This is a genomic window from Natronococcus sp., assembly GCF_047921035.1.
Lineage (GTDB): Archaea > Halobacteriota > Halobacteria > Halobacteriales > Natrialbaceae > Natronococcus.
Genome location: NZ_JBLRWX010000084.1, coordinates 1 through 16,538 on the forward strand (window position 1 = coordinate 1; position 16,538 = coordinate 16,538).

Sequence of the window (16,538 nt, forward strand, 5' to 3'; positions counted from 1 at the left end):
CCTCGGGGGGCACGTCTCCGCTGGCGTCGGACGGATGCACTATGGACTGACGCGCTGGGTGGGGACGCGGGGCACCAGCGCGGCGGACGGCTACGCCGTGATCCCGCCGGACGGGGAGATCCGCGACGGGGACCGCATCCTGGTGGTCGGCGCGGGCGGGCCGATCGTCTGTGGCGACTGCGCCGTCGACGAGGGCAGCGTCGTCGTCGGCGCTCCCGAGGGCGACGTGCGCGCGTACCTGACGACGCTGCGCCGGCTTCGGGCGATCGACCCGCCGACGCTGTACCCGGGCCACGGCCCCGCGATCGAGACTCCGCGCGAGACCCTCGAGCGACTCATCGCGCACCGACTCCGGCGCGAGCGACGGGTGCTCGAGGCCGTCGACGACGGCGCGCGCTCGCTGGCGGCGATCCTCGAGGGCGCCTACGAGAAGGACCTCGAGGGGGTGCGTGACCTCGCGCGGGCGACCGTCCGGGCCCACCTCGAGAAACTCGCCGTCGAGGGCCGCCTCGAGTGGGACGGCGAGCGCGCGACGCCCCGCGAGGGTCGCGCTACGAGTCGCCCGAGGTGAACTGGAACTCGAAGGAGAGCTGATCCTCCATCCGCACCCGGACGCCGCCGAACTCCTCGGAGATCTGCTTGCGGGCCTCGGAGCTGGGTTCGACCGTGAGCGTGACGCTGTTGCTGTTCGCGTTGTACTCGATCCTGCTGACGGTGACGTCGAACGCGAAGAGGTCGGGGACCTCCGTCCGGAGGTGTTCGCGGACGCGGTCGATCTCCGTCTGAACGTCACCCATCTCCTCGTTGAGCGATGTCATACGATACCGTAGGTCGCGGGCGATCGTAACGATTCGCTCTCGCTCGAGCCCGGCCACGCTCCCGCAGAAGGCGACGCCAAGCGACCGGCTTTTCTCCCTCGAGGCGTAGTGACGAACGTGCGATCGCTGGAAGCCGAACTCGAGTCCGCCCGCGAACTGGCCGTCGACGACCTGGCCGACGCCATCGAGTCGATCGGCTTCGAGTGTACCCGCTGTGGCGCCTGCTGTACGGGCCACGGCGAGGACGAACACACGGCGACGGTGTTCCCCGACGAGGTCCGCCGGCTCGAGGACGCGGATACCGCCGCCGTCGGGAGCGACGGGGGCGAAGACGACGCGGTTCCCGACGCCGCGGACCGCGAGTGGCGCGATGTCGCCCGACCGATGCCGTACGGCCTCGAGGAGGGCGACGACGGACTCGAGGGCGAGACCTTCGAGTGGGCGCTTCAGACTGACGACTGTGGCGACTGTGCGTTCTACGCGGAGGACGAGGCCGGGGTCGGCGCCTGCACCGCTCACGAGGACCGACCGCTGATCTGTCGCACCTACCCCTTCAGCGTCGGGCTCGCGGGCACGAGCCAGCCGATGGGCGAGGCCGTCGACAGCGTCTCGCTCCCGGCACGGGGAGGAGCCGACGGCGAGGGCGGGGACGAGGTCCTCCGCGCCCACGAGTGCGAGGGGCTGGGCCGGGACATCTCCCGCGAGGACGCGGAGGAACTCGCCCGCGCGCTGAAGGGGCGCGCGGTCCGGGAACTCGAGGAGGCGATCGGCGTCCGAGACGAGTACGAGCCCGCGGATCCGGAGCCGGGCGAGGTCGTCGTCTACGACTCCGAGGGCCCGAAGCGGATCGACGGAACCCCGCTCGAGGAGTGATCGGCTCGCTCTCCGCGACACCGACCGGGCCGAACCGATAGGAATTTTGCGCGACCGCTGAATCCGTCCGCATGAACGTCGACTGGGACGCGATCACCCACGTTACGAAGGTCGACCCGGCGAAGGCGCTCCCGTCGGATCTCGGCGTCCTCGAGGGGACCGATCTGGTGCTCGTCGGGGGATCCGACGGCGTCACCGAGGAGAACAGCCTCGCGGCGATCGAACGCGTCGCGGACGCGCTGCCGGGAGTACCGATCTTCCAGGAACCGTACAGCTCGACGCACGTCTCCCGGGAGACGATCGAGGCGGCCGACGCCGTCTCGATCCCCGCCGTCTACAACGGCGACCGGGACCACTTCGTCGGCAAGCACCTCGAACTGTTCATCGAGGTCGGCCAGAAACCCGACGAACTCCTCGGCTCGAGCGTTCCCCTGGTCGGCGAGCTGATCGCCTCGAAGGGAGTCGAGGCGGTGTCCGAACTCACCGAGACGGTCGTCGGCGAGGGGTACGTCGTGCAACACCTCGAGTCGACCGCGGCAGCGGTGTCGGGCGTCGACACCGCCTACAGCCCCGAGGAGGTCGCCGGCGCGGCCCTCGCGACCGAGACGTTCTACGACTTCCCGATCTTCTACGTCGAGTACTCGGGCACCTACGGCGGCCCCGAGGACGTCGAGGCCGCCGCGCGATACCTCGAGGAGACGGCGTTGTTCTACGGCGGCGGGATCGATAGTTCGGAGAAAGCGAGCGAGATCCTCGAGGCGGGTGCGGACGCCGTCGTCGTCGGGGACTGCTTCCACGACGATCCGGAGACGTTCCGCGAGACGATTCCGCGGTAAGGCTACCTCCTCCCGACACCGCCGCGACCGTCCTGCAGCCACACCGGGAGATCGGGACGGCGGCCCGCCTCAGTACTTGGGATCTGCCCCGGTCGTCTCGTAGACCGCCTCCATCAGCTCGTCGCGCTCGCGCTGCCAGGCGGTCAGCCCGTCGGGACTCGAGGGGTAGGCCTCGTAGTGCGCGAGGATCTCGTCGGCCCGCCGCTTCGTCTCGTAGACGTCCCGGAGCGTGTCCCAGTGACCGCGGGTCTTCCAGAGGACGTCGAGCGTGAACCGCCAGCCGAGGCTCGTGCTCCCGGAGTATAGCGCCTCGGAGAGCTTGTCGCCGGGCATGGCGGCTAGCAGACTCGTGAGATCGTCGAGGTCCGAGCCGATGGTCAGAATGTTGTAGACGTCCAGCGCGGCGTAGCGACCGCCGTAGTGGTCCATGACTCGCTCGTTGTACCGCCAGAGGGCCTCCTCGCTGACGTCGCCGCGCTCGAGGGCCGCGACGATCTGCTCGCCGGCGTACTTTCCGGCGTAGGCCGCCCCGGCGATCCCCCCACCCGTGGTGGGGTTGACGTGGCCGGCCGCGTCGCCGACGGCGACGAATCCGGGGTGGACCGCCGAGTCGTGGGGACGCTTGGTGGGCAGCGCTGCGCCGAGTTTGTCCGCGACCTCGGCGCCCTCGAACTCCGGCCGATCGCGGAGGTCGCGCTTCAGGTCCTCGACGAGTTGCATCGGCTCCTCGGTCATCTGGAAGCCCAGGCCGACGTTGATCTCGGTCTCCGTCCGCGGGAAGTACCAGAGGTAGCCCGCCGAGCGCTGGGTCGGCTTGATCACCAGCGCGTCGTCCCACTCGACGGGCTCGTCGACGTGAACGACTTCGCGGTAGGCCGAGGAGAACTGCGAGAAGTCGACGTTGGTGTCGAACGTCGACCCCGAGAAGTCGACCATGTCCTGCAGCACCGACAGCGAGCCCGCGCCGTCGACGACGACCTCGGCGTCGTAGGTAGACGCGTCGCCGTCGCGTACCGCCTCGACGCCCGTCACGCGGTCGTCTTCGTCTTGAACGACGTCGGTGACCACGGTGTCGTACTGAAACGTCGCCCCCGCGTCGGCTGCGGCCTCGATGATCAGCCGGCCGTACTCGTGGCGGTCGATGACGGCGATCTCGCCGGGAACCGGAATCTCGAGAACCGCGTCCTCCTGGGGGATCTCGAAGCGGCCGTGGTCGACGTCGGTGTTCGTAAACGCGGGCCGGATCTGCGATTTCGGGATGACGTCGGGAAACTCGTCGGCACCCTTCAGGGCGTCGCCACAGGCGATGTGTCCCGCCTCGTCCTCGGACTTTCGCTCGAGGACGAGAACGTCGTATCCCGCCTCGGCCAGCGTCGCTGACGCGTAACAGCCGGCCGTCCCCGCGCCGACGACGACGGCGTCCCACGCCGTCCTCGCCGTCTCGACACCGGACGGCCGCTCGCTCGTACTCATACCGAATCGTTCGCCCGATCGGAGAAAAGGGTTCGTGAACGGGTCCGGTCTTGCTCGTTGTTCCGAACGGCCGCGACGGGGTCGCTCGAGCGGTCGCGAACGCGCTCGAGAGCCGTCGCTCTCGGAGCGATTCGTGAGCGGGAGCCGGATTCGAGCGCGGCCCGGCGCCGCGGCGAACCCGGTCGAAACGGTCGCCGCTAGAACGTGTCCTCGATGATCTCGCCGACCGCGAAGTTCGACTTGACCTCGGTGATCTCGACTTTGACGCGTTCGCCGACGTCGGCGCCCGGAACGATGATCACGTAGCCTCGCTCGACGCGGGCGATCCCGTCGCCTTGCTTGCCGATGTCCTCGATCTCGACGTATCGAGTCTCGTTGACGTCGACCGGCGGCTGTGGTTCCGACGGTGCGGTCTGGGGCTGGGACGTCGATGCGGACGACTCCTCGGTTGTTTCATCACGAGAGATGAGCGCGACGCGGTAGACGTCACCGGCGTCGATGTCGCCGGTTTCGACCTCCTGTCGTGGCACCTCGATGACGTACCGATCCTCCTCCTCCGAGACTTCCGTACTGAACAAACACAGCAGTTTTTCAGATATTTCCACAGGTAGACCCTCGAGTTTGACTCTGCGTGCCAACCGTAATAGAACTACCGAACGACTACCGTGGTGTCCTGTGCCACTCTCGGGGGCGCCACGCGCCCGTCAGTCGGCCCGCTCGAGCGGTCGCGCCGTCGCGAACCCCTCGAGGTCGACCTCGCCGCCGAATTCGGCCTCGCTGATGGACTCGTAGGGCCGGTTGACGACGATGTCTCCCGCGGTCGAGCTTCCGATGCCGGGGATCGTCGTGAGCTCGTCCATCGACGCCTCGTTGAGATCGAGCGGGTACGGCACCCCCGTCACCGACCGGTAGCCGTGGTCGACGACCGCGACGTCGGTCGTCTCTCCCAGCGGGCGCTCGCCGGGGATCCCGACCAAAAGCGGGTAGGTGCCGAGCTGACGGCCGAACGTCTTCCCGTCCTGGTGGTACTCGAGGTGGACGTCCGGCAGGACGGTTCCGAGCGGAGCGACGCGGGCGAGCATCGGGTTGTCGATCTCCTCGCGGACCTGCCGTTTGTAGCTCTTGAAGAGCTTCTTGTGCTCGTTTGCGATCTCGGCGCCCGTCTCGGACATCTCGGTGCCGTCGAACGACATCACCTGCCGGATGTTCACCCGGCGGAGCATGTACCCCTCGTCGTACACCCGGTGGAGGAACTCGAGGTTTCGCTCGTAGGTCTCCTCGCGCTCGCCCTTGAGCCCGTGCAGGAGGTTGATCCCGGGCAGGAGCTTGGGGAGACGGGTCGGTGCGTCCTCGCCCGCGCTCGCGGCTGCGCCGCTCGCGCCTTCGGAGGGCCTCGGGTCCCTCGGCCCTCCCGGGCGCCAGCCAGCTTCCTCGTTGACGATCTTGACCGCCTCGAAGCACTCCTCGGCGGTGACGTTCAGATTGTTCTCCTCCTGGACCAGCGGGTCCGCGGACTCGAGGCCAAAGGCCGCGGTATCCCCGGGCGTGTTGTGCTCGGCGATGATCCGGATCCCCTCCCGAGACTTCTCGGGCCACTCGACGATCGTAATGGGGTTCATATTGTCGAGGTGGAGCGTCTCGAGGTCGGGCGCGACCTCGCGGATCCCGCCGTACAGCGAGCGCAGGGCGTCGGGGTTCGGCGCCTCGCCGTCGCCGCCGTAGGCGAGGATGTCGGCCTGGCGGCCGATCCGGAAGTGTCGCACGCCGAGATCGGAGAGGGCGTCGACCTCGCCGACGACCGACGGCGGCGGGCGGAACGTCGGATTCCCGTAGAGCGGTTCGGTACAGAACGAACACCGATAGGCACACCCTCGAGAGGTCTCGAGTTCGGCGATCAGGTACTCCGGATGGTTGGGGTGTTGCTCGACAATAAAGGCGCCCTCCTGGGCCCACCGCGAGACCTCGTCGACGTCGCGCATCCGGTTGGAAAAGCCCTCGAGGCCGCTCTCGACGAGGTCGAAGACGGCGGCCTCGACGTCGCCTTTCGCGACGAAGTCGAAGTCCAGGTCCTGGCGCTCGGTTTCGGTGCCGCCGGCGTTCTCGTCGCCGACGCCGAACTTGACGGGACCGCCCATCAGGCTCGTGCCGCTGGCGGTCCAGGCGAGTTTGCGCACCTCGTCGGGCTCGGCCGGCGTGCCGCCAACGTACTTTCCGGGGACGGTCATCCCGCCCAGATAGATCATGAGGTCGGCCTCGTCGACGTCGCGCCACCGGTCGGGCTCGTCGCGCAGGCCGTCGATCGTGTGGTACGTAATCTTCTCGCGGGGAACGCCCGCGTCGACGAGCGCCCCTGCAGCGTACCGGGGGTACGTGGAGATGTACGGCGGCACCCCGAAGTGAGCGGGCTCGTCGACGTAGCCGTCGACGATCGTCACCGACAGCGTCTCGGGGTCAGTCATGGCGGCGAGTAGCGCCTCGAGCGGTAAAACGGTGACTACACGAAAGCCCTCGCCGGTCGCGCTGTACGGCGGCGCGACCGGCGACCCCTTTCAGCCCCGCCCGAAAGCCCCGACGCGCCGCACGTTGTCCGGCGCGTCGCCCCTTTCAGTCCCGCCCGGTGGTGGACGGACGGGCGGGTGAAACCGGGGATCGGACGGTCGGCCGACGCCGACGGCTCGCTCGAGGGTCGACTCCATCGTGATCGATCCGACCGGTCCGCTCGAAGCGTGTGCCGTAACCCCGACGTTGATGGTCGTCGTGACGCTACTATCGTGTATGCCACCGACCGAGGAGATCGTCTGTACCGCCGAGGACTGCTTTCTCGACCTCTTCGAGAACCACTACACCTACGACGTTCCCGAGGACTTCGACGTCTCGGAACTCTCGTGTCCGGTCTGTGGCGGCACGGACTGTCTGAAACCCGTCGAGCTGTAACCGCTTCCAGAAACGCCGTACGGGCCCGTAGTTTCCGCGCCACAATCACTAAGAACGAGCCGAGCGTACCGTTCGAATCTGATCATGATCAGGATCCCTCGGCCGCCGTCGTGCTCGGGTCGGCCGCGTTCGCCCCGCGGGGTTGATCGCCGATGAGTCTCGCGAGCCTCGCGGACGCGGTCGGCGCCGCCCTCTACCGCCAGATCGGCCGCGCCAACGGTCGCGTACAGCGCCACCGCCCGCTGGCGGTCGACGTCCTCGAGAACGAGACCGGCTACCTCGTCGTCTTCGACGCCCCCGGCGCCGGCCCCGACGATATCCAGGTCCGCTACCTCGAGGGAACCGTCACGGTCAAGATCGACCGCTTCCGGCAGTTCCACGACGGCTACGAGATGCGCTTTCCCGGCCGCGGGATGGAACTCGAGGGCGAGGCCGAACTCCCCGGCGACGCGCTCGTCGAACCCGACGCGGGGACGGCCACGCTCTCGGAGTCGGGCGCCCTACGGATCGAGATCCCCAAGCGCTCGGCGGTCGACGACGTCGAGATCGAGGACGGCCCGACCCCCGAGGACGCGAGCGGTACCGGACCCGGAACCGACGAAATCGCGATCGACGACTAGTTCTCCCGAATCGTCATCCCCTCGACGACGTCGAACGACTCGTCGCCGTCGAAGCGGGTCGGATCGAAGGGGTCGATTCCCTCGCCGCCGAGCACCTGATCGGCGACGCGCTCGCCAATCGCGGGCGCGCGCATGAAGCCGTGGCCCTGGAACCCGGTGGCGACGTAGAGTCCGTCCTCGAGTTCGCCGACCAGCGGGTCTCTGTCGGGCGTCGCCGTACACAGCCCCGCCCACGCGCGCACGAGGTCGTCGGGCTCGAGGTGGATCCCCGGTACCCGGCGGGCGACGCGCTCGAGCAGGTCCGTCGCGAAACCCGGCGAGGCGTCGCGGTCGTACGCGTCGGGATCGGCCTCGACGTACTCGGTGCCGTCACCCGCCAGCACCCCCTCGGGGTGGGGCCGCAGGTAGAACTCCCCGGTCGCGTCGTAACACATCGGTTCGGCGAGCTCGCAGTCGACGACCAGCGCCTGCACGCGGTAGGGTTTCATCGCGATCGGGATCCCGGGGTCCGCGAGCACCTGCTTCGTGTGCGCTCCTGCGGCGACGAGCACGGCGTCGACCTCGTGGGTGCTCCCGTCAGCATCGCACACGACGCGGGCGGGATCGGTCCGAACGCGAACCGGCGTCTCCGGGCGCAGCGTCGCGCCGACCCCGTCGGCGGCCGCCGCGAGACAGGCCGTGTACGCCGCGGGATCGGTGTAACCCGCGGCGCCGGCGATCCCCGCGACCGCGACGTCGTCGGTCCGAAGCGCCCGGAACCGTTCGGCAAGCTCGTCGCCGTCGACCTCGAGCGCGATCGTCCCGTTCTCCTGCATCCGCGTGATCTGGTCGCGAAGCGCCTCGGCGTTGCGCTCGTCTCCCTCCCGAGCGAGCCAGACGTAGGGACACTCGACGAACGGGAACGTGTCGTCGCCCGACAGATCCCGGAAGCGCTCGATCGCGTCGCTGCCGATCTCGGCGTCCAGCGGGTCGGCGAAGGCGTCGTAACAGACCCCCGCCGCGCGCCCGCTCGAGCCGCTCGCGATCGAGCCGCGGTCGTACAGCGTCACGTCGGCGCCTTCCCGGGCCAGGTCGTAGGCCGCGGTCGCGCCGATCGCCCCCGCGCCGACGACGGCCACCTCGAGGTCCCGGCCGCGCTCGGTGAAGGCGTTCGCGCCGACGGCGAGCTCGGGCGCCCCGCTCATCGGCGACCACGAGGCCAGCAGGCCTCGAGCGGGCGCTCGGCGAGCCACTCGAGCAGCGCCCCCAGCCGGTCGCGGCCGGTCTCGAACAGACGGCGGCCCTTCTCGGGGTCGGCCTGGGTCGGTCGCCCGACCGCGCCGCTCTCGGAGAAGTCGATCGTGTCGAACCCGAGCTGGGCGCCGTGGACCGACTCGCCCCAGCCCTCGCTCGCGCCGGCCTCGGCGGCCTCGAGTTCGTCGGGTCGGACGAGATCCTCGCGGAGGTGCCACAGTAGGCTCGACTCCGCCGCGTCGGCGTGGCCGCCGTCCTCGTCGAACAGCTCGTCGGCCAGTTCGTCGACGGCGTCCCACCAGTTCCACGGCGGGGCGAACGCCGTCCGCTCCTCTCGCAGCCGGCGGGCGGCCCGCCGGAGCGCCCCCGAGTTGCCGCCGTGGCCGTTGACCACGACGACCTTCCGGACGCCCTGGTCGGCGAGACTCGAGACCGTCTCACGGACGTACTCCTCGAAGGTCTCCGGGCCGACGTACAGCGTGCCGTCGAACTGGCGGTGGTGTTCGCTGACGCCCACCGGAAGCGTCGGGAGGACGACCGCGTCCTCGCGGTCGGCCACTGTGTGAGCGAAGCCCTCGGCGGCCATATGGTCCATCCCCAGCGGGAGCGCGGGGCCGTGCTGTTCGGTGCTTCCGACGGGAAGGACGGCGACGGAAGCCGCCTCGAGGTCCTCGGCGGCCGCCGTCGTCGTTCGTTCGGCGAGCAACGTCATACCGGTCGGTGGGCGCCGGAGGGACTTATTTACACGGGACGGGATCGAAAAAGAGGATTCGAGGAACCCCTCGAGGGTGGGTGAACGCGTCTACTTAGGAGAGAGTGGTTCGTACTCACGCCGGTACCGAATCGAGACACACCACCGTTTCAGCAATTATGGAAGACGAGCCTCTTGCCTCACCCACCACTGTTTCAGCAATTTCGGAAGGTGGACTACTCGCCCCATCCACCACCGTTTCAGGAATTGTGCCGAACTAACGGTAGGTATTCCATAAGGAAGACGTCCTCATTGTCGGTTCCTGACTTCGGATTCACATGACGACCCCGGCCGGAGTCAAAAGCCATAGCGTTTGTGCGCGTCGTCGATCGGGAGTATTTCACGAACGAGAACCTCGTTCGCCTCGTCGTCGATAGTGTAGAGCGCAGTGTAGGTCCGGCTGATGTGGAGTCGGTACATCTCCCGGCCGTCAACAGGGAGTTTCTCACGGTCGCCGCGGCCAGATCCGGGACGTGGGTGCGGGTTACCGGATAGCTTTCCGAGGTTATTTTTGACGATCCGCTCCGTCCTGTCGTCGGCGTCCTCCAGAAACTCTCGTGGCTGCTCCCCGAGCAAGACCGTGTACGACATTCAGTTCAGACCTCGTCAAGCGGCACGTAGTCGTCGTCGTCGGTTCGCTCGAGTAGATTGCGCCGATTCTTTTCCTGGTGGGTTTCGATGAGCTCTTTCATTACGTCGTCCCACGTCTCGCCAGCTCCCTTGAGGTCCCCGAGCTGCTCGAACGTCTCTTCACGAACGGGAATCCGCTTCTCTGCCTTGGACATGCTGGTAATCTTTACAACCTTGTACATCATAAACGCGTCGCCGTCCACTATCGATACGTAGCAGTAGAGAGGAGCGCAATTTCTTTACTCAGACTTAGTGGTGAAAACCCTGTCATATACAGACGACTCACTCACCGCTCGCTACGCTCGCGCTTCGATCGTCGTTCCGCAGAGAGACGCGCTGTCGCGCGTCTCGGACGGCTGTTCGCCCAGTAGAAACTGCGAGCGAAGCGAGCAGTTTGCACTCTTCGTGTACCGAATCTCCTGTTTCAGTTTCAGAGACGAGACTGAATAAAGAAATCGTGCTACTATCTACTGATTAGTTTATTCGGAAACATAAAAATTGTAGTGAACGTGCGCAACGATTTCATATCAAATGGCCAATCTTTTGTATGTCGTCATCGTTGACTGTCTCGTGGAACGAAGAAGTGTGCTACTTGGTGGATCAGTGGTGCTGACCAGCGTTCTGGCCGGCTGTGCCAGCGACGACGATTCCGGCGACGACGAGTATCAGGACGCTGATGGTAACGGCGAGGATGAAAACGGCGACGACGGGAACGGCAGCGACGGAAACGGCGACGACGCCAACGGCGACGACGGTGACGACGAGGAACTCGACGAGGAGGACGTCGAGGACCGCGACGAGGGCGAGGACGTCCTCGAGTTCGGCGACCTCGAGATCCTCGAGCACGAACTCGTGATCGAGGAAGGGGAGTTCGGCGACGACATCACAGTCGAGGGTGTCATCGAGAACACCGGGGACGAGCAGTTCGACTACGTCGAGGTCGGCGTTCGGATCTACGACCCGGACGGCCACCAGCTCGACCGATACATGACCAACACGCAGGATCTCGACGGCGACCAGACCTGGGCGTTCGATATCATGGTTCTGGAGGACGCCGAGGACGTCGACGACTACGACATCGGGGTCAGCGGCAGTCGGTACTGACGGCCGACGGCGGACTGCAACATCCCTTTTTCCGAGTCGGGCCCGAGAGCCGTTGGTTTCCGCGGAAACGAGTTTCGTCCCGACTCGACCGCGCTCAGTCCGGGAGCTGCGCGAGCGAGAACCAGAACGTCTGGATCAACTCGACCCGTTCGACGAGTTCGTCGGGATCGACGGGTTTCGTCAGGTAGGCGTTGGCGCCGGCCGCGTACGCCCGCTGGATGTCGTCGTCGTCGTTCGAACTCGAGAGGACGATGATCGGGATCCTGCTGTGATCGGGATCCGACTTCACCTCGGTGAGCACCTCGTGGCCGTCGGTGTGCGGGAGGTTCAGGTCGAGCAGGATCAGATCGGGTAGGGGGGCGTCGGCGTACTCGCCACGCCGGTAGACGAACTCGACCGCCTCGTCGCCGTTGGTGACGACGTGGAGCTGGTGTGGGATATCGGTGACCGCCAGCGCCTCCTGAAGCAGGCGGACGTCGCCGGGGTTGTCCTCGACGAGGAGGATCTCCGCCTCCTCGGGTCGAGGGTCCGCGGGGGGAGTGCGCTTCGAGGCCTCGTCGTCGGTCATCGCTCCTCGAGCGTAGACCGTGAACTCGCGGCGTTCGTCGGCAGCTCGTCGATGGAGAGAGATAGTGCGTCGGTCGCCGACCGTTGCGTACTCGAGAGTCCCATGTGTGAGAGCAGACTACCGACCGCCGAGAGAATGCGGACTACCTATGTAACGCTTTTATATACTCCGGCGGACTCGAGCGGGAATCGGACCGCCTCCAGTTCGGCTCGGGCTCGGCGATCCGAACGCCGCGCCGCGGTCCTCGAGGCGCCCTGGCGCCGATCGCTCAGGGCATCTCGTGGACCGTCAACTCGACGTCGCGATACTGGCCCTCGATGTCCGCGACCAGTCGCTCGACGACGGTTTCGGCCTCGTTCAGGATCTTGGGTTCGACCTTTCGGACGACCCAGTCCAGCGAGACGAACCGCGGCAGCGAGAGGGCGCTCTCGTCGGCCGAGTACGGATCGTAGGTCGCGTCGAAGTAGATCCGACTCGCCGTCTCGACGCCCGCGGGCGCGGCGTCGGGCTCGGACTCGACGCGCCACTCGCCGCTGGCGTCGACGTCGTTGACCAGGTGCCACTCGAGCGATCGGGGGGCGTCGATCGCCGTTACCTTCGAGCGAGCGGTGTAGTTGAGTTTCCACCAGGCGAGTTGCAGGTCGTAGACCGAGCCGACGTCGCCGTTTCCGCGGACGCGGACCTCCTCGAGGTGGTCCGTGTACCGCGGATAATCGACGAACGACCGAACGTACGGGAACACCTCCTCCGGCGGGCGGTACGCGACCGTACTGAGCAGGATCCTGTCCACGGCCGGTCTAAGGCGTGCGTCGGTAGTAAGGATTCCCTTTCGGAAAGTCACGCGCCGCGACTGGACGAGCCCCGGCGTTCGGTGTCGAGGGCGTCTCGTTGACAATCTTCTATACGACGGGCCGACAACGACGACGTATGCGAGATGTCTGTATCGTCGGTGGCGGCGTCGCCGGGCTCGCCGCATCGATCTTTACCGCGCGTGCGGGACTGGATACGCTGGTCGTCGACGGGGGCGAATCGATCCTCGCGCGCAACGCCAGCCTCGAGAACTACCCAGGGTTTCCCGACGGGATCGACGCCCGTCGGTACCTCCAGTTGACCCGGGAGCAGGCCAAAAACGCCGGCGCGACGTTCGAACTCGGCAGGGTGACGAGCGTCGAGCCCGTCGACAGCCCGACTCCGTCGGAGTCGCGAGACGCCGGGGAACCCGACATCGGGACCGACCTCGAGGACGGGTTCGTCCTCGAGACCGACGGCGGCGAGCCGCTCGAGGCCCGGCGAGTGGTCGCGGCTTCCTGGTCGGACAGCGACTACCTCGTCCCGCTGGACGTCGGCCGGCTCCAGCGAGGGAACAAACACTTCGTCAGCGTCGACGAGGGCGGTCGAACCGCCGTCGACGGCGTCTACGCCGCGGGCCGGATCGCCGACGAGCCCCACCAAGCGATCGTCGCGGCCGGCCACGGCGCCAAGGTCGGCTTCGCGGTGATCCACGACGCCGACGTCAACTTCTACCAGGACTGGGTCGTCCCGGAGGGCTACTTCACCGGGCGCGGCCGCGAGGTGCCGCCCGGCTGCGAGGAGATCGACGACGAGGAACGCCGACGGCGGGACGAACGGGCCCGCGAAACGATGGTCGAGGCGCTCTCGGAACCGCTCGAGGAGCGACCGACGATGCACCCGAGCGTCGAGCGTGACCGGGAATGAGACGAACTCGTCCGAGACCGGGTTCGACAACCGCTCCCGTTCCGACCGCTGCTATCGACTCGACGACGGTCGTTCCGGCGAGGCGGCGATGAGCGACCGGTTCGACGGCGAGTCGGTTCGGCTCCGAACGAGCGCCGAGCGGGAGAGCCTCGGCGCCGCCACCCGCTACGCGCGGACGAACGGTCTGGAAACGCCGGCCGAGGCGGCGTACCTCGAGGCGCTTCCCGGCGCCCGCCGGGAGATCCGCCGGCGCTTCGTCCGAGGACTGCTTCGCGGCCGACCGGTGGGCCTTCCCGACGCTCGGTTCGTCGATCCGGGCGAGCCCGCCGTTCCGGACGAGCCGGCTCCGCTCGAGGGCCTCGGGGCCGACGAACTCCGGTCGCTCGTCGACCCGCTTCCCGAGCGCTGTCGTCGGCTCGCGCTACTGCCGTTTCCGGCCTCCGAGACGGTGCTGGTGGCACCGGTCGCGGCGAGACACGGCTACGACCGCTTTCGCTTTTCCGACCCGATCTATCGGTGGTCACCCGAGACCGCGGCGGGACGCGACGGCGCGAGTCGAGGGCTCGAGCACCCGGTCGACCTCGTGCCGCTCCTCGAGCGCGAGGGCGCGTTCAGCGACGGCGAGCAAGCCGAGCGGATCCGCCTCGAGGTAGCCGAGAGCGTCGCCAATCTCGCGTTAGCGCGGCTGGCGAGGCCCGTCCACGCGCGAGACGTCGAGACGGCCGTCGCCGCGAGCGAGTCGCCCCTCGAGGCCGTCGCGACGGGCGTCCCGAGCGCCGACGCCGCGACCGCCTTCGAACGGATCGTCACCGACGGCCATCCGTTTCACCCCTCCGGAAAGATCCGTCGGGGGATGAACGCCGCCGACGGCCTCGCGTACGCACCCGAGTTCGCCGACCGGATCGACCTCCGGTTCGTCGCCGTCGATCGGGAGTATGCCCTCGAAACCCGCGCGGAGGCGGCCGAAGACGGCTGCGGTCGGCTGGCCGACCGGCTGTACGAGACGTTCGGGGGCCTCGAGGGAGCGCTCGAGCGGGCGATCCCCGCGGGTCGTGCGAGCGAGGAGTACGCCGTCGTCCCCGTCCACCCGCTGCAGTACCACCGAACGATTCCCGAACGGTACGCCGACGGGATCGAGGACGGACGGGTCGTGCCGATCGCCGACTACACGAGCCCGGCGACGCCACAGCTCAACCTCCGAACGGTCGTTCCCTACGATACTGACCGGACCGCCAGCGGACCGCTCCCGCATCTCAAGCTCGCGATTCCGGTCCAGACGACCAACGTCGTGCGCACGCTGTCGCCCCACGCCGTCTCGAACGGCCCGCAGGTGACCGACGTCGTCCGGGCGATCGAGCGCCGGGAGGACCTCGATCGACTGGGACTGCTCGCCGAGCCGGCCGCAACCTGTTACTACCCGCCGGGCGGTCCCCACCTCGAGGGCGAGGCGTTCGACGACGCCCGACACCTCTCGGGGCTGTTGCGGGAGAACCCGGCCGAGCACCCGCTCGTTCCCGAGGGTGCGACGCCGGTGGTCGCCTCGAGCCTCGTCGCCGACGCCCCGACGACCGGGCGGCCGCTCGTCTGCGGGGTGATCGAGCGATACGGCGATCGAACGGGGGCGTCGACGACCGGCGAGGCGGCGCTCGCCTTCCTCGAGCGCTACGCCGACGTCGTCGTCCCCGAGCAGCTGGCCCTGCTGAGCGAGTACGGGGTCGCCCTCGAGAGCCACCTCCAGAACAGCCTGCTCGTCTTCGCGGACGCCGAGCCGGTCGCGACGCTGGTTCGCGATCTGGGCGGGATCCGCGTCCACAGGGATCGGCTCGCCGAACGCGGCCTCTCGCTCGAGCCCTACCCCGATTCGGACCTCGAGGCCGACGACGCCGCGGACTGCTACCGGAAACTGTACTACGCGCTGTTCCAGAACCACCTCGCCGAACTCGTCGCGACGGTCGCCGACGAGTTCCCGGTCGACGAGCGGGTCTGCTGGGAACGCATTGCGGATCGCTGCGAGCGCGCGTTCGCGGAGGTCCGAGCCGAGGGGACGGTTCCCGCGGAACGCCTCGAGCGCGACGAGCGGGCGCTGTTCGCGGCGTCGACGCCCCACAAGGCCCTGACCGCGATGCGCCTGCGGGGCAAGCGCCACGAGTACGTGACCAGTGAGGTCGCGAACCCCCTCTCGGAGCACGGACGAGAACGAATCGACTCGTAGCCGCCCTCGCTACGCTTAACACGTCCCGAGCGAGAGTAGGGGACGAATGCTCGAGGGAGTCAACGTCGCGCTCGGAGTGACGGGGTCGATCGCGGCCGTGAAGACGGTCGAGCTGGCCCACGAGCTGCGACGCCACGGCGCAGCGGTGCGAGGGGTGATGACCGACAGCTCGCGGGGGATCGTCCACCCCTGGGCCGTCGAGTTCGCGACCGAGAACGACGTCGTCACCGAGATCACGGGGGGCGTCGAACACGTCGAACTCTGCGGGTACGAGGGCTGGGCCGACGTGTTCCTGGTCGCGCCCGCGACGGCCAACACCGTCGGCAAGATCGCGGGCGCGGTCGACGACACACCCGTGACGACGTGTGCGACGACGGCGCTCGGTGCCGATACGCCCGTCGTGATCGCCCCCGCGATGCACGAGCCGATGTACGACCACCCCGGCGTGCTCGAGGCGATCGAAACGGTCGAAAGCTGGGGCGTCGAGTTCGTCGACCCCCGGATCGAGGAGGGGAAGGCCAAGATCGCGGGCGAGACGGCGATCGTCGCGAGCGTCGCCCGCACGGCCGGCGAGCGCCCGCTCGAGGGCCGACACGTCGTCGTCACCAGCGGCGCGACCAGCGAGGCGATCGACCCGGTTCGCGTGCTGACGAACCGCTCGTCGGGGAAGATGGGTCGGGCCGTCGCCAGGGCCTGTGCGGTACGGGGCGCCGACGTCACGCTCGTTCACGGCGTCGTCGGCCCGCACTCGCTCGCGGCGGGCGGGGGAT

General features: G+C 68.0%; 18 protein-coding genes and 1 pseudogene. 9 read left to right on the plus strand and 10 right to left on the minus strand.

Annotated features, from left to right (window positions below; genetic code table 11):
• Positions 1–571, plus strand: a pseudogene (locus ACNA7R_RS15220) (hypothetical protein); the annotation flags it as partial.
• On the opposite strand, the gene ACNA7R_RS15225 reads toward ACNA7R_RS15220, so the two are convergent.
• Complete coding sequence (locus tag ACNA7R_RS15225; RefSeq protein WP_416284399.1) at positions 552–818, minus strand: hypothetical protein; 267 nt, start codon at positions 816–818, stop codon at positions 552–554. The pseudogene ACNA7R_RS15220 and the gene ACNA7R_RS15225 overlap by 20 nt on opposite strands.
• A 117-nt stretch (positions 819–935) precedes the next feature.
• On the opposite strand from ACNA7R_RS15225, the gene ACNA7R_RS15230 reads away from it, so the two are divergent.
• Both ACNA7R_RS15230 and ACNA7R_RS15235 read left to right on the plus strand, forming a co-directional pair.
• Complete coding sequence (locus ACNA7R_RS15230; protein WP_416284415.1) at positions 936–1,691, plus strand: YkgJ family cysteine cluster protein; 756 nt, start codon at positions 936–938, stop codon at positions 1,689–1,691.
• Between the two features lie 71 nt (positions 1,692–1,762).
• Positions 1,763–2,527 (plus strand): heptaprenylglyceryl phosphate synthase, encoded by a 765-nt coding sequence (locus ACNA7R_RS15235; protein WP_416284400.1) that lies wholly within the window; start codon positions 1,763–1,765, stop codon positions 2,525–2,527.
• Between the two features lie 69 nt (positions 2,528–2,596).
• Here the strand turns inward: ACNA7R_RS15235 and ACNA7R_RS15240 are convergent, their stop codons facing one another.
• From ACNA7R_RS15240 to ACNA7R_RS15250, 3 genes are all read right to left on the minus strand, one after another.
• Positions 2,597–4,000, minus strand: a complete 1,404-nt coding sequence (locus ACNA7R_RS15240) for a geranylgeranyl reductase family protein (RefSeq protein ID WP_416284401.1) — start codon at positions 3,998–4,000, stop codon at positions 2,597–2,599.
• 197 nt (positions 4,001–4,197) lie between these two features.
• Positions 4,198–4,605 carry a TRAM domain-containing protein gene (locus tag ACNA7R_RS15245; protein ID WP_293026767.1) on the minus strand — a complete coding sequence of 136 codons (408 nt, stop codon included), beginning with the start codon at positions 4,603–4,605 and terminating at the stop codon, positions 4,198–4,200.
• A 99-nt stretch (positions 4,606–4,704) separates the two neighbouring features.
• Positions 4,705–6,459: a radical SAM protein gene (locus ACNA7R_RS15250; RefSeq protein ID WP_416284402.1), complete on the minus strand. Its 1,755-nt coding sequence runs from the start codon at positions 6,457–6,459 to the stop codon at positions 4,705–4,707.
• Positions 6,460–6,775: 316 nt separating this feature from the next.
• On the opposite strand from ACNA7R_RS15250, the gene ACNA7R_RS15255 reads away from it, so the two are divergent.
• Positions 6,776–6,934, plus strand: coding sequence for a hypothetical protein (locus tag ACNA7R_RS15255; RefSeq protein ID WP_416284403.1), 159 nt, complete (start codon positions 6,776–6,778; stop codon positions 6,932–6,934).
• A gap of 152 nt (positions 6,935–7,086) precedes the next feature.
• Complete coding sequence (locus ACNA7R_RS15260) at positions 7,087–7,554, plus strand: Hsp20/alpha crystallin family protein (protein ID WP_416284404.1); 468 nt, start codon at positions 7,087–7,089, stop codon at positions 7,552–7,554.
• Here ACNA7R_RS15260 and ACNA7R_RS15265 read toward each other — a convergent pair.
• The 4 genes from ACNA7R_RS15265 to ACNA7R_RS15280 all read right to left on the minus strand — a co-directional run bounded on the left by ACNA7R_RS15265 (position 7,551) and on the right by ACNA7R_RS15280 (position 10,323).
• On the minus strand, positions 7,551–8,738 hold the full coding sequence (locus ACNA7R_RS15265; RefSeq protein WP_416284405.1) for an NAD(P)/FAD-dependent oxidoreductase: 1,188 nt from the start codon (positions 8,736–8,738) through the stop codon (positions 7,551–7,553). The two genes, ACNA7R_RS15260 and ACNA7R_RS15265, sit on opposite strands and share 4 nt — an antisense overlap.
• Entirely contained in the window at positions 8,735–9,499 is a 765-nt protein-coding gene (locus ACNA7R_RS15270) for a creatininase family protein (RefSeq protein ID WP_416284406.1), read from the minus strand. The genes ACNA7R_RS15265 and ACNA7R_RS15270 overlap by 4 nt, the downstream gene beginning before the upstream one ends.
• Positions 9,500–9,835: 336 nt before the next feature.
• Entirely contained in the window at positions 9,836–10,129 is a 294-nt protein-coding gene (locus tag ACNA7R_RS15275; RefSeq protein ID WP_416284407.1) for a type II toxin-antitoxin system RelE family toxin, read from the minus strand.
• A gap of 5 nt (positions 10,130–10,134) precedes the next feature.
• On the minus strand, positions 10,135–10,323 hold the full coding sequence (locus ACNA7R_RS15280; protein ID WP_416284408.1) for an antitoxin VapB family protein: 189 nt from the start codon (positions 10,321–10,323) through the stop codon (positions 10,135–10,137).
• Between the two features lie 451 nt (positions 10,324–10,774).
• On the opposite strand from ACNA7R_RS15280, the gene ACNA7R_RS15285 reads away from it, so the two are divergent.
• On the plus strand, positions 10,775–11,272 hold the full coding sequence (locus tag ACNA7R_RS15285) for an FxLYD domain-containing protein (protein WP_416284409.1): 498 nt from the start codon (positions 10,775–10,777) through the stop codon (positions 11,270–11,272).
• A 94-nt stretch (positions 11,273–11,366) separates the two neighbouring features.
• Here ACNA7R_RS15285 and ACNA7R_RS15290 read toward each other — a convergent pair whose 3' ends face one another.
• Positions 11,367–11,840 carry a response regulator gene (locus ACNA7R_RS15290; RefSeq protein ID WP_416284410.1) on the minus strand — a complete coding sequence of 158 codons (474 nt, stop codon included), beginning with the start codon at positions 11,838–11,840 and terminating at the stop codon, positions 11,367–11,369.
• A 268-nt stretch (positions 11,841–12,108) separates the two neighbouring features.
• Positions 12,109–12,630, minus strand: a complete 522-nt coding sequence (locus tag ACNA7R_RS15295) for an SRPBCC family protein (protein ID WP_416284411.1) — start codon at positions 12,628–12,630, stop codon at positions 12,109–12,111.
• A 137-nt stretch (positions 12,631–12,767) separates the two neighbouring features.
• Here ACNA7R_RS15295 and ACNA7R_RS15300 point away from each other — a divergent pair, with 137 nt between their 5' ends.
• The 3 genes from ACNA7R_RS15300 to coaBC all read left to right on the plus strand — a co-directional run.
• Positions 12,768–13,556 carry an FAD-binding protein gene (locus ACNA7R_RS15300; RefSeq protein WP_416284412.1) on the plus strand — a complete coding sequence of 263 codons (789 nt, stop codon included), beginning with the start codon at positions 12,768–12,770 and terminating at the stop codon, positions 13,554–13,556.
• A gap of 88 nt (positions 13,557–13,644) precedes the next feature.
• Positions 13,645–15,768, plus strand: coding sequence for an IucA/IucC family protein (locus ACNA7R_RS15305; protein ID WP_416284413.1), 2,124 nt, complete (start codon positions 13,645–13,647; stop codon positions 15,766–15,768).
• Between the two features lie 46 nt (positions 15,769–15,814).
• Positions 15,815–16,538 (plus strand): bifunctional phosphopantothenoylcysteine decarboxylase/phosphopantothenate--cysteine ligase CoaBC (gene coaBC, locus ACNA7R_RS15310; RefSeq protein ID WP_416284414.1); only part of this gene is annotated, 724 nt, incomplete at its 3' end.

Bases quoted from the DNA above. Each gene is read 5' to 3' on its own strand.
- ACNA7R_RS15225 (WP_416284399.1), bottom strand. From the start codon at position 818: ATGACATCGCTCAACGAGGAGATGGGTGACGTTCAGACGGAGATCGAC.
- ACNA7R_RS15265 (WP_416284405.1), bottom strand. From the start codon at position 8,738: ATGAGCGGGGCGCCCGAGCTCGCCGTCGGCGCGAACGCCTTCACCGAG.
- ACNA7R_RS15250 (WP_416284402.1), bottom strand. From the start codon at position 6,459: ATGACTGACCCCGAGACGCTGTCGGTGACGATCGTCGACGGCTACGTC.
- ACNA7R_RS15300 (WP_416284412.1), top strand. From the start codon at position 12,768: ATGCGAGATGTCTGTATCGTCGGTGGCGGCGTCGCCGGGCTCGCCGCA.
- ACNA7R_RS15280 (WP_416284408.1), bottom strand. From the start codon at position 10,323: ATGTCCAAGGCAGAGAAGCGGATTCCCGTTCGTGAAGAGACGTTCGAG.
- ACNA7R_RS15260 (WP_416284404.1), top strand. From the start codon at position 7,087: ATGAGTCTCGCGAGCCTCGCGGACGCGGTCGGCGCCGCCCTCTACCGC.
- ACNA7R_RS15290 (WP_416284410.1), bottom strand. From the start codon at position 11,840: ATGACCGACGACGAGGCCTCGAAGCGCACTCCCCCCGCGGACCCTCGA.
- ACNA7R_RS15240 (WP_416284401.1), bottom strand. From the start codon at position 4,000: ATGAGTACGAGCGAGCGGCCGTCCGGTGTCGAGACGGCGAGGACGGCG.
- ACNA7R_RS15255 (WP_416284403.1), top strand. From the start codon at position 6,776: ATGCCACCGACCGAGGAGATCGTCTGTACCGCCGAGGACTGCTTTCTC.
- ACNA7R_RS15270 (WP_416284406.1), bottom strand. From the start codon at position 9,499: ATGACGTTGCTCGCCGAACGAACGACGACGGCGGCCGCCGAGGACCTC.
- ACNA7R_RS15235 (WP_416284400.1), top strand. From the start codon at position 1,763: ATGAACGTCGACTGGGACGCGATCACCCACGTTACGAAGGTCGACCCG.
- ACNA7R_RS15275 (WP_416284407.1), bottom strand. From the start codon at position 10,129: ATGTCGTACACGGTCTTGCTCGGGGAGCAGCCACGAGAGTTTCTGGAG.
- ACNA7R_RS15305 (WP_416284413.1), top strand. From the start codon at position 13,645: ATGAGCGACCGGTTCGACGGCGAGTCGGTTCGGCTCCGAACGAGCGCC.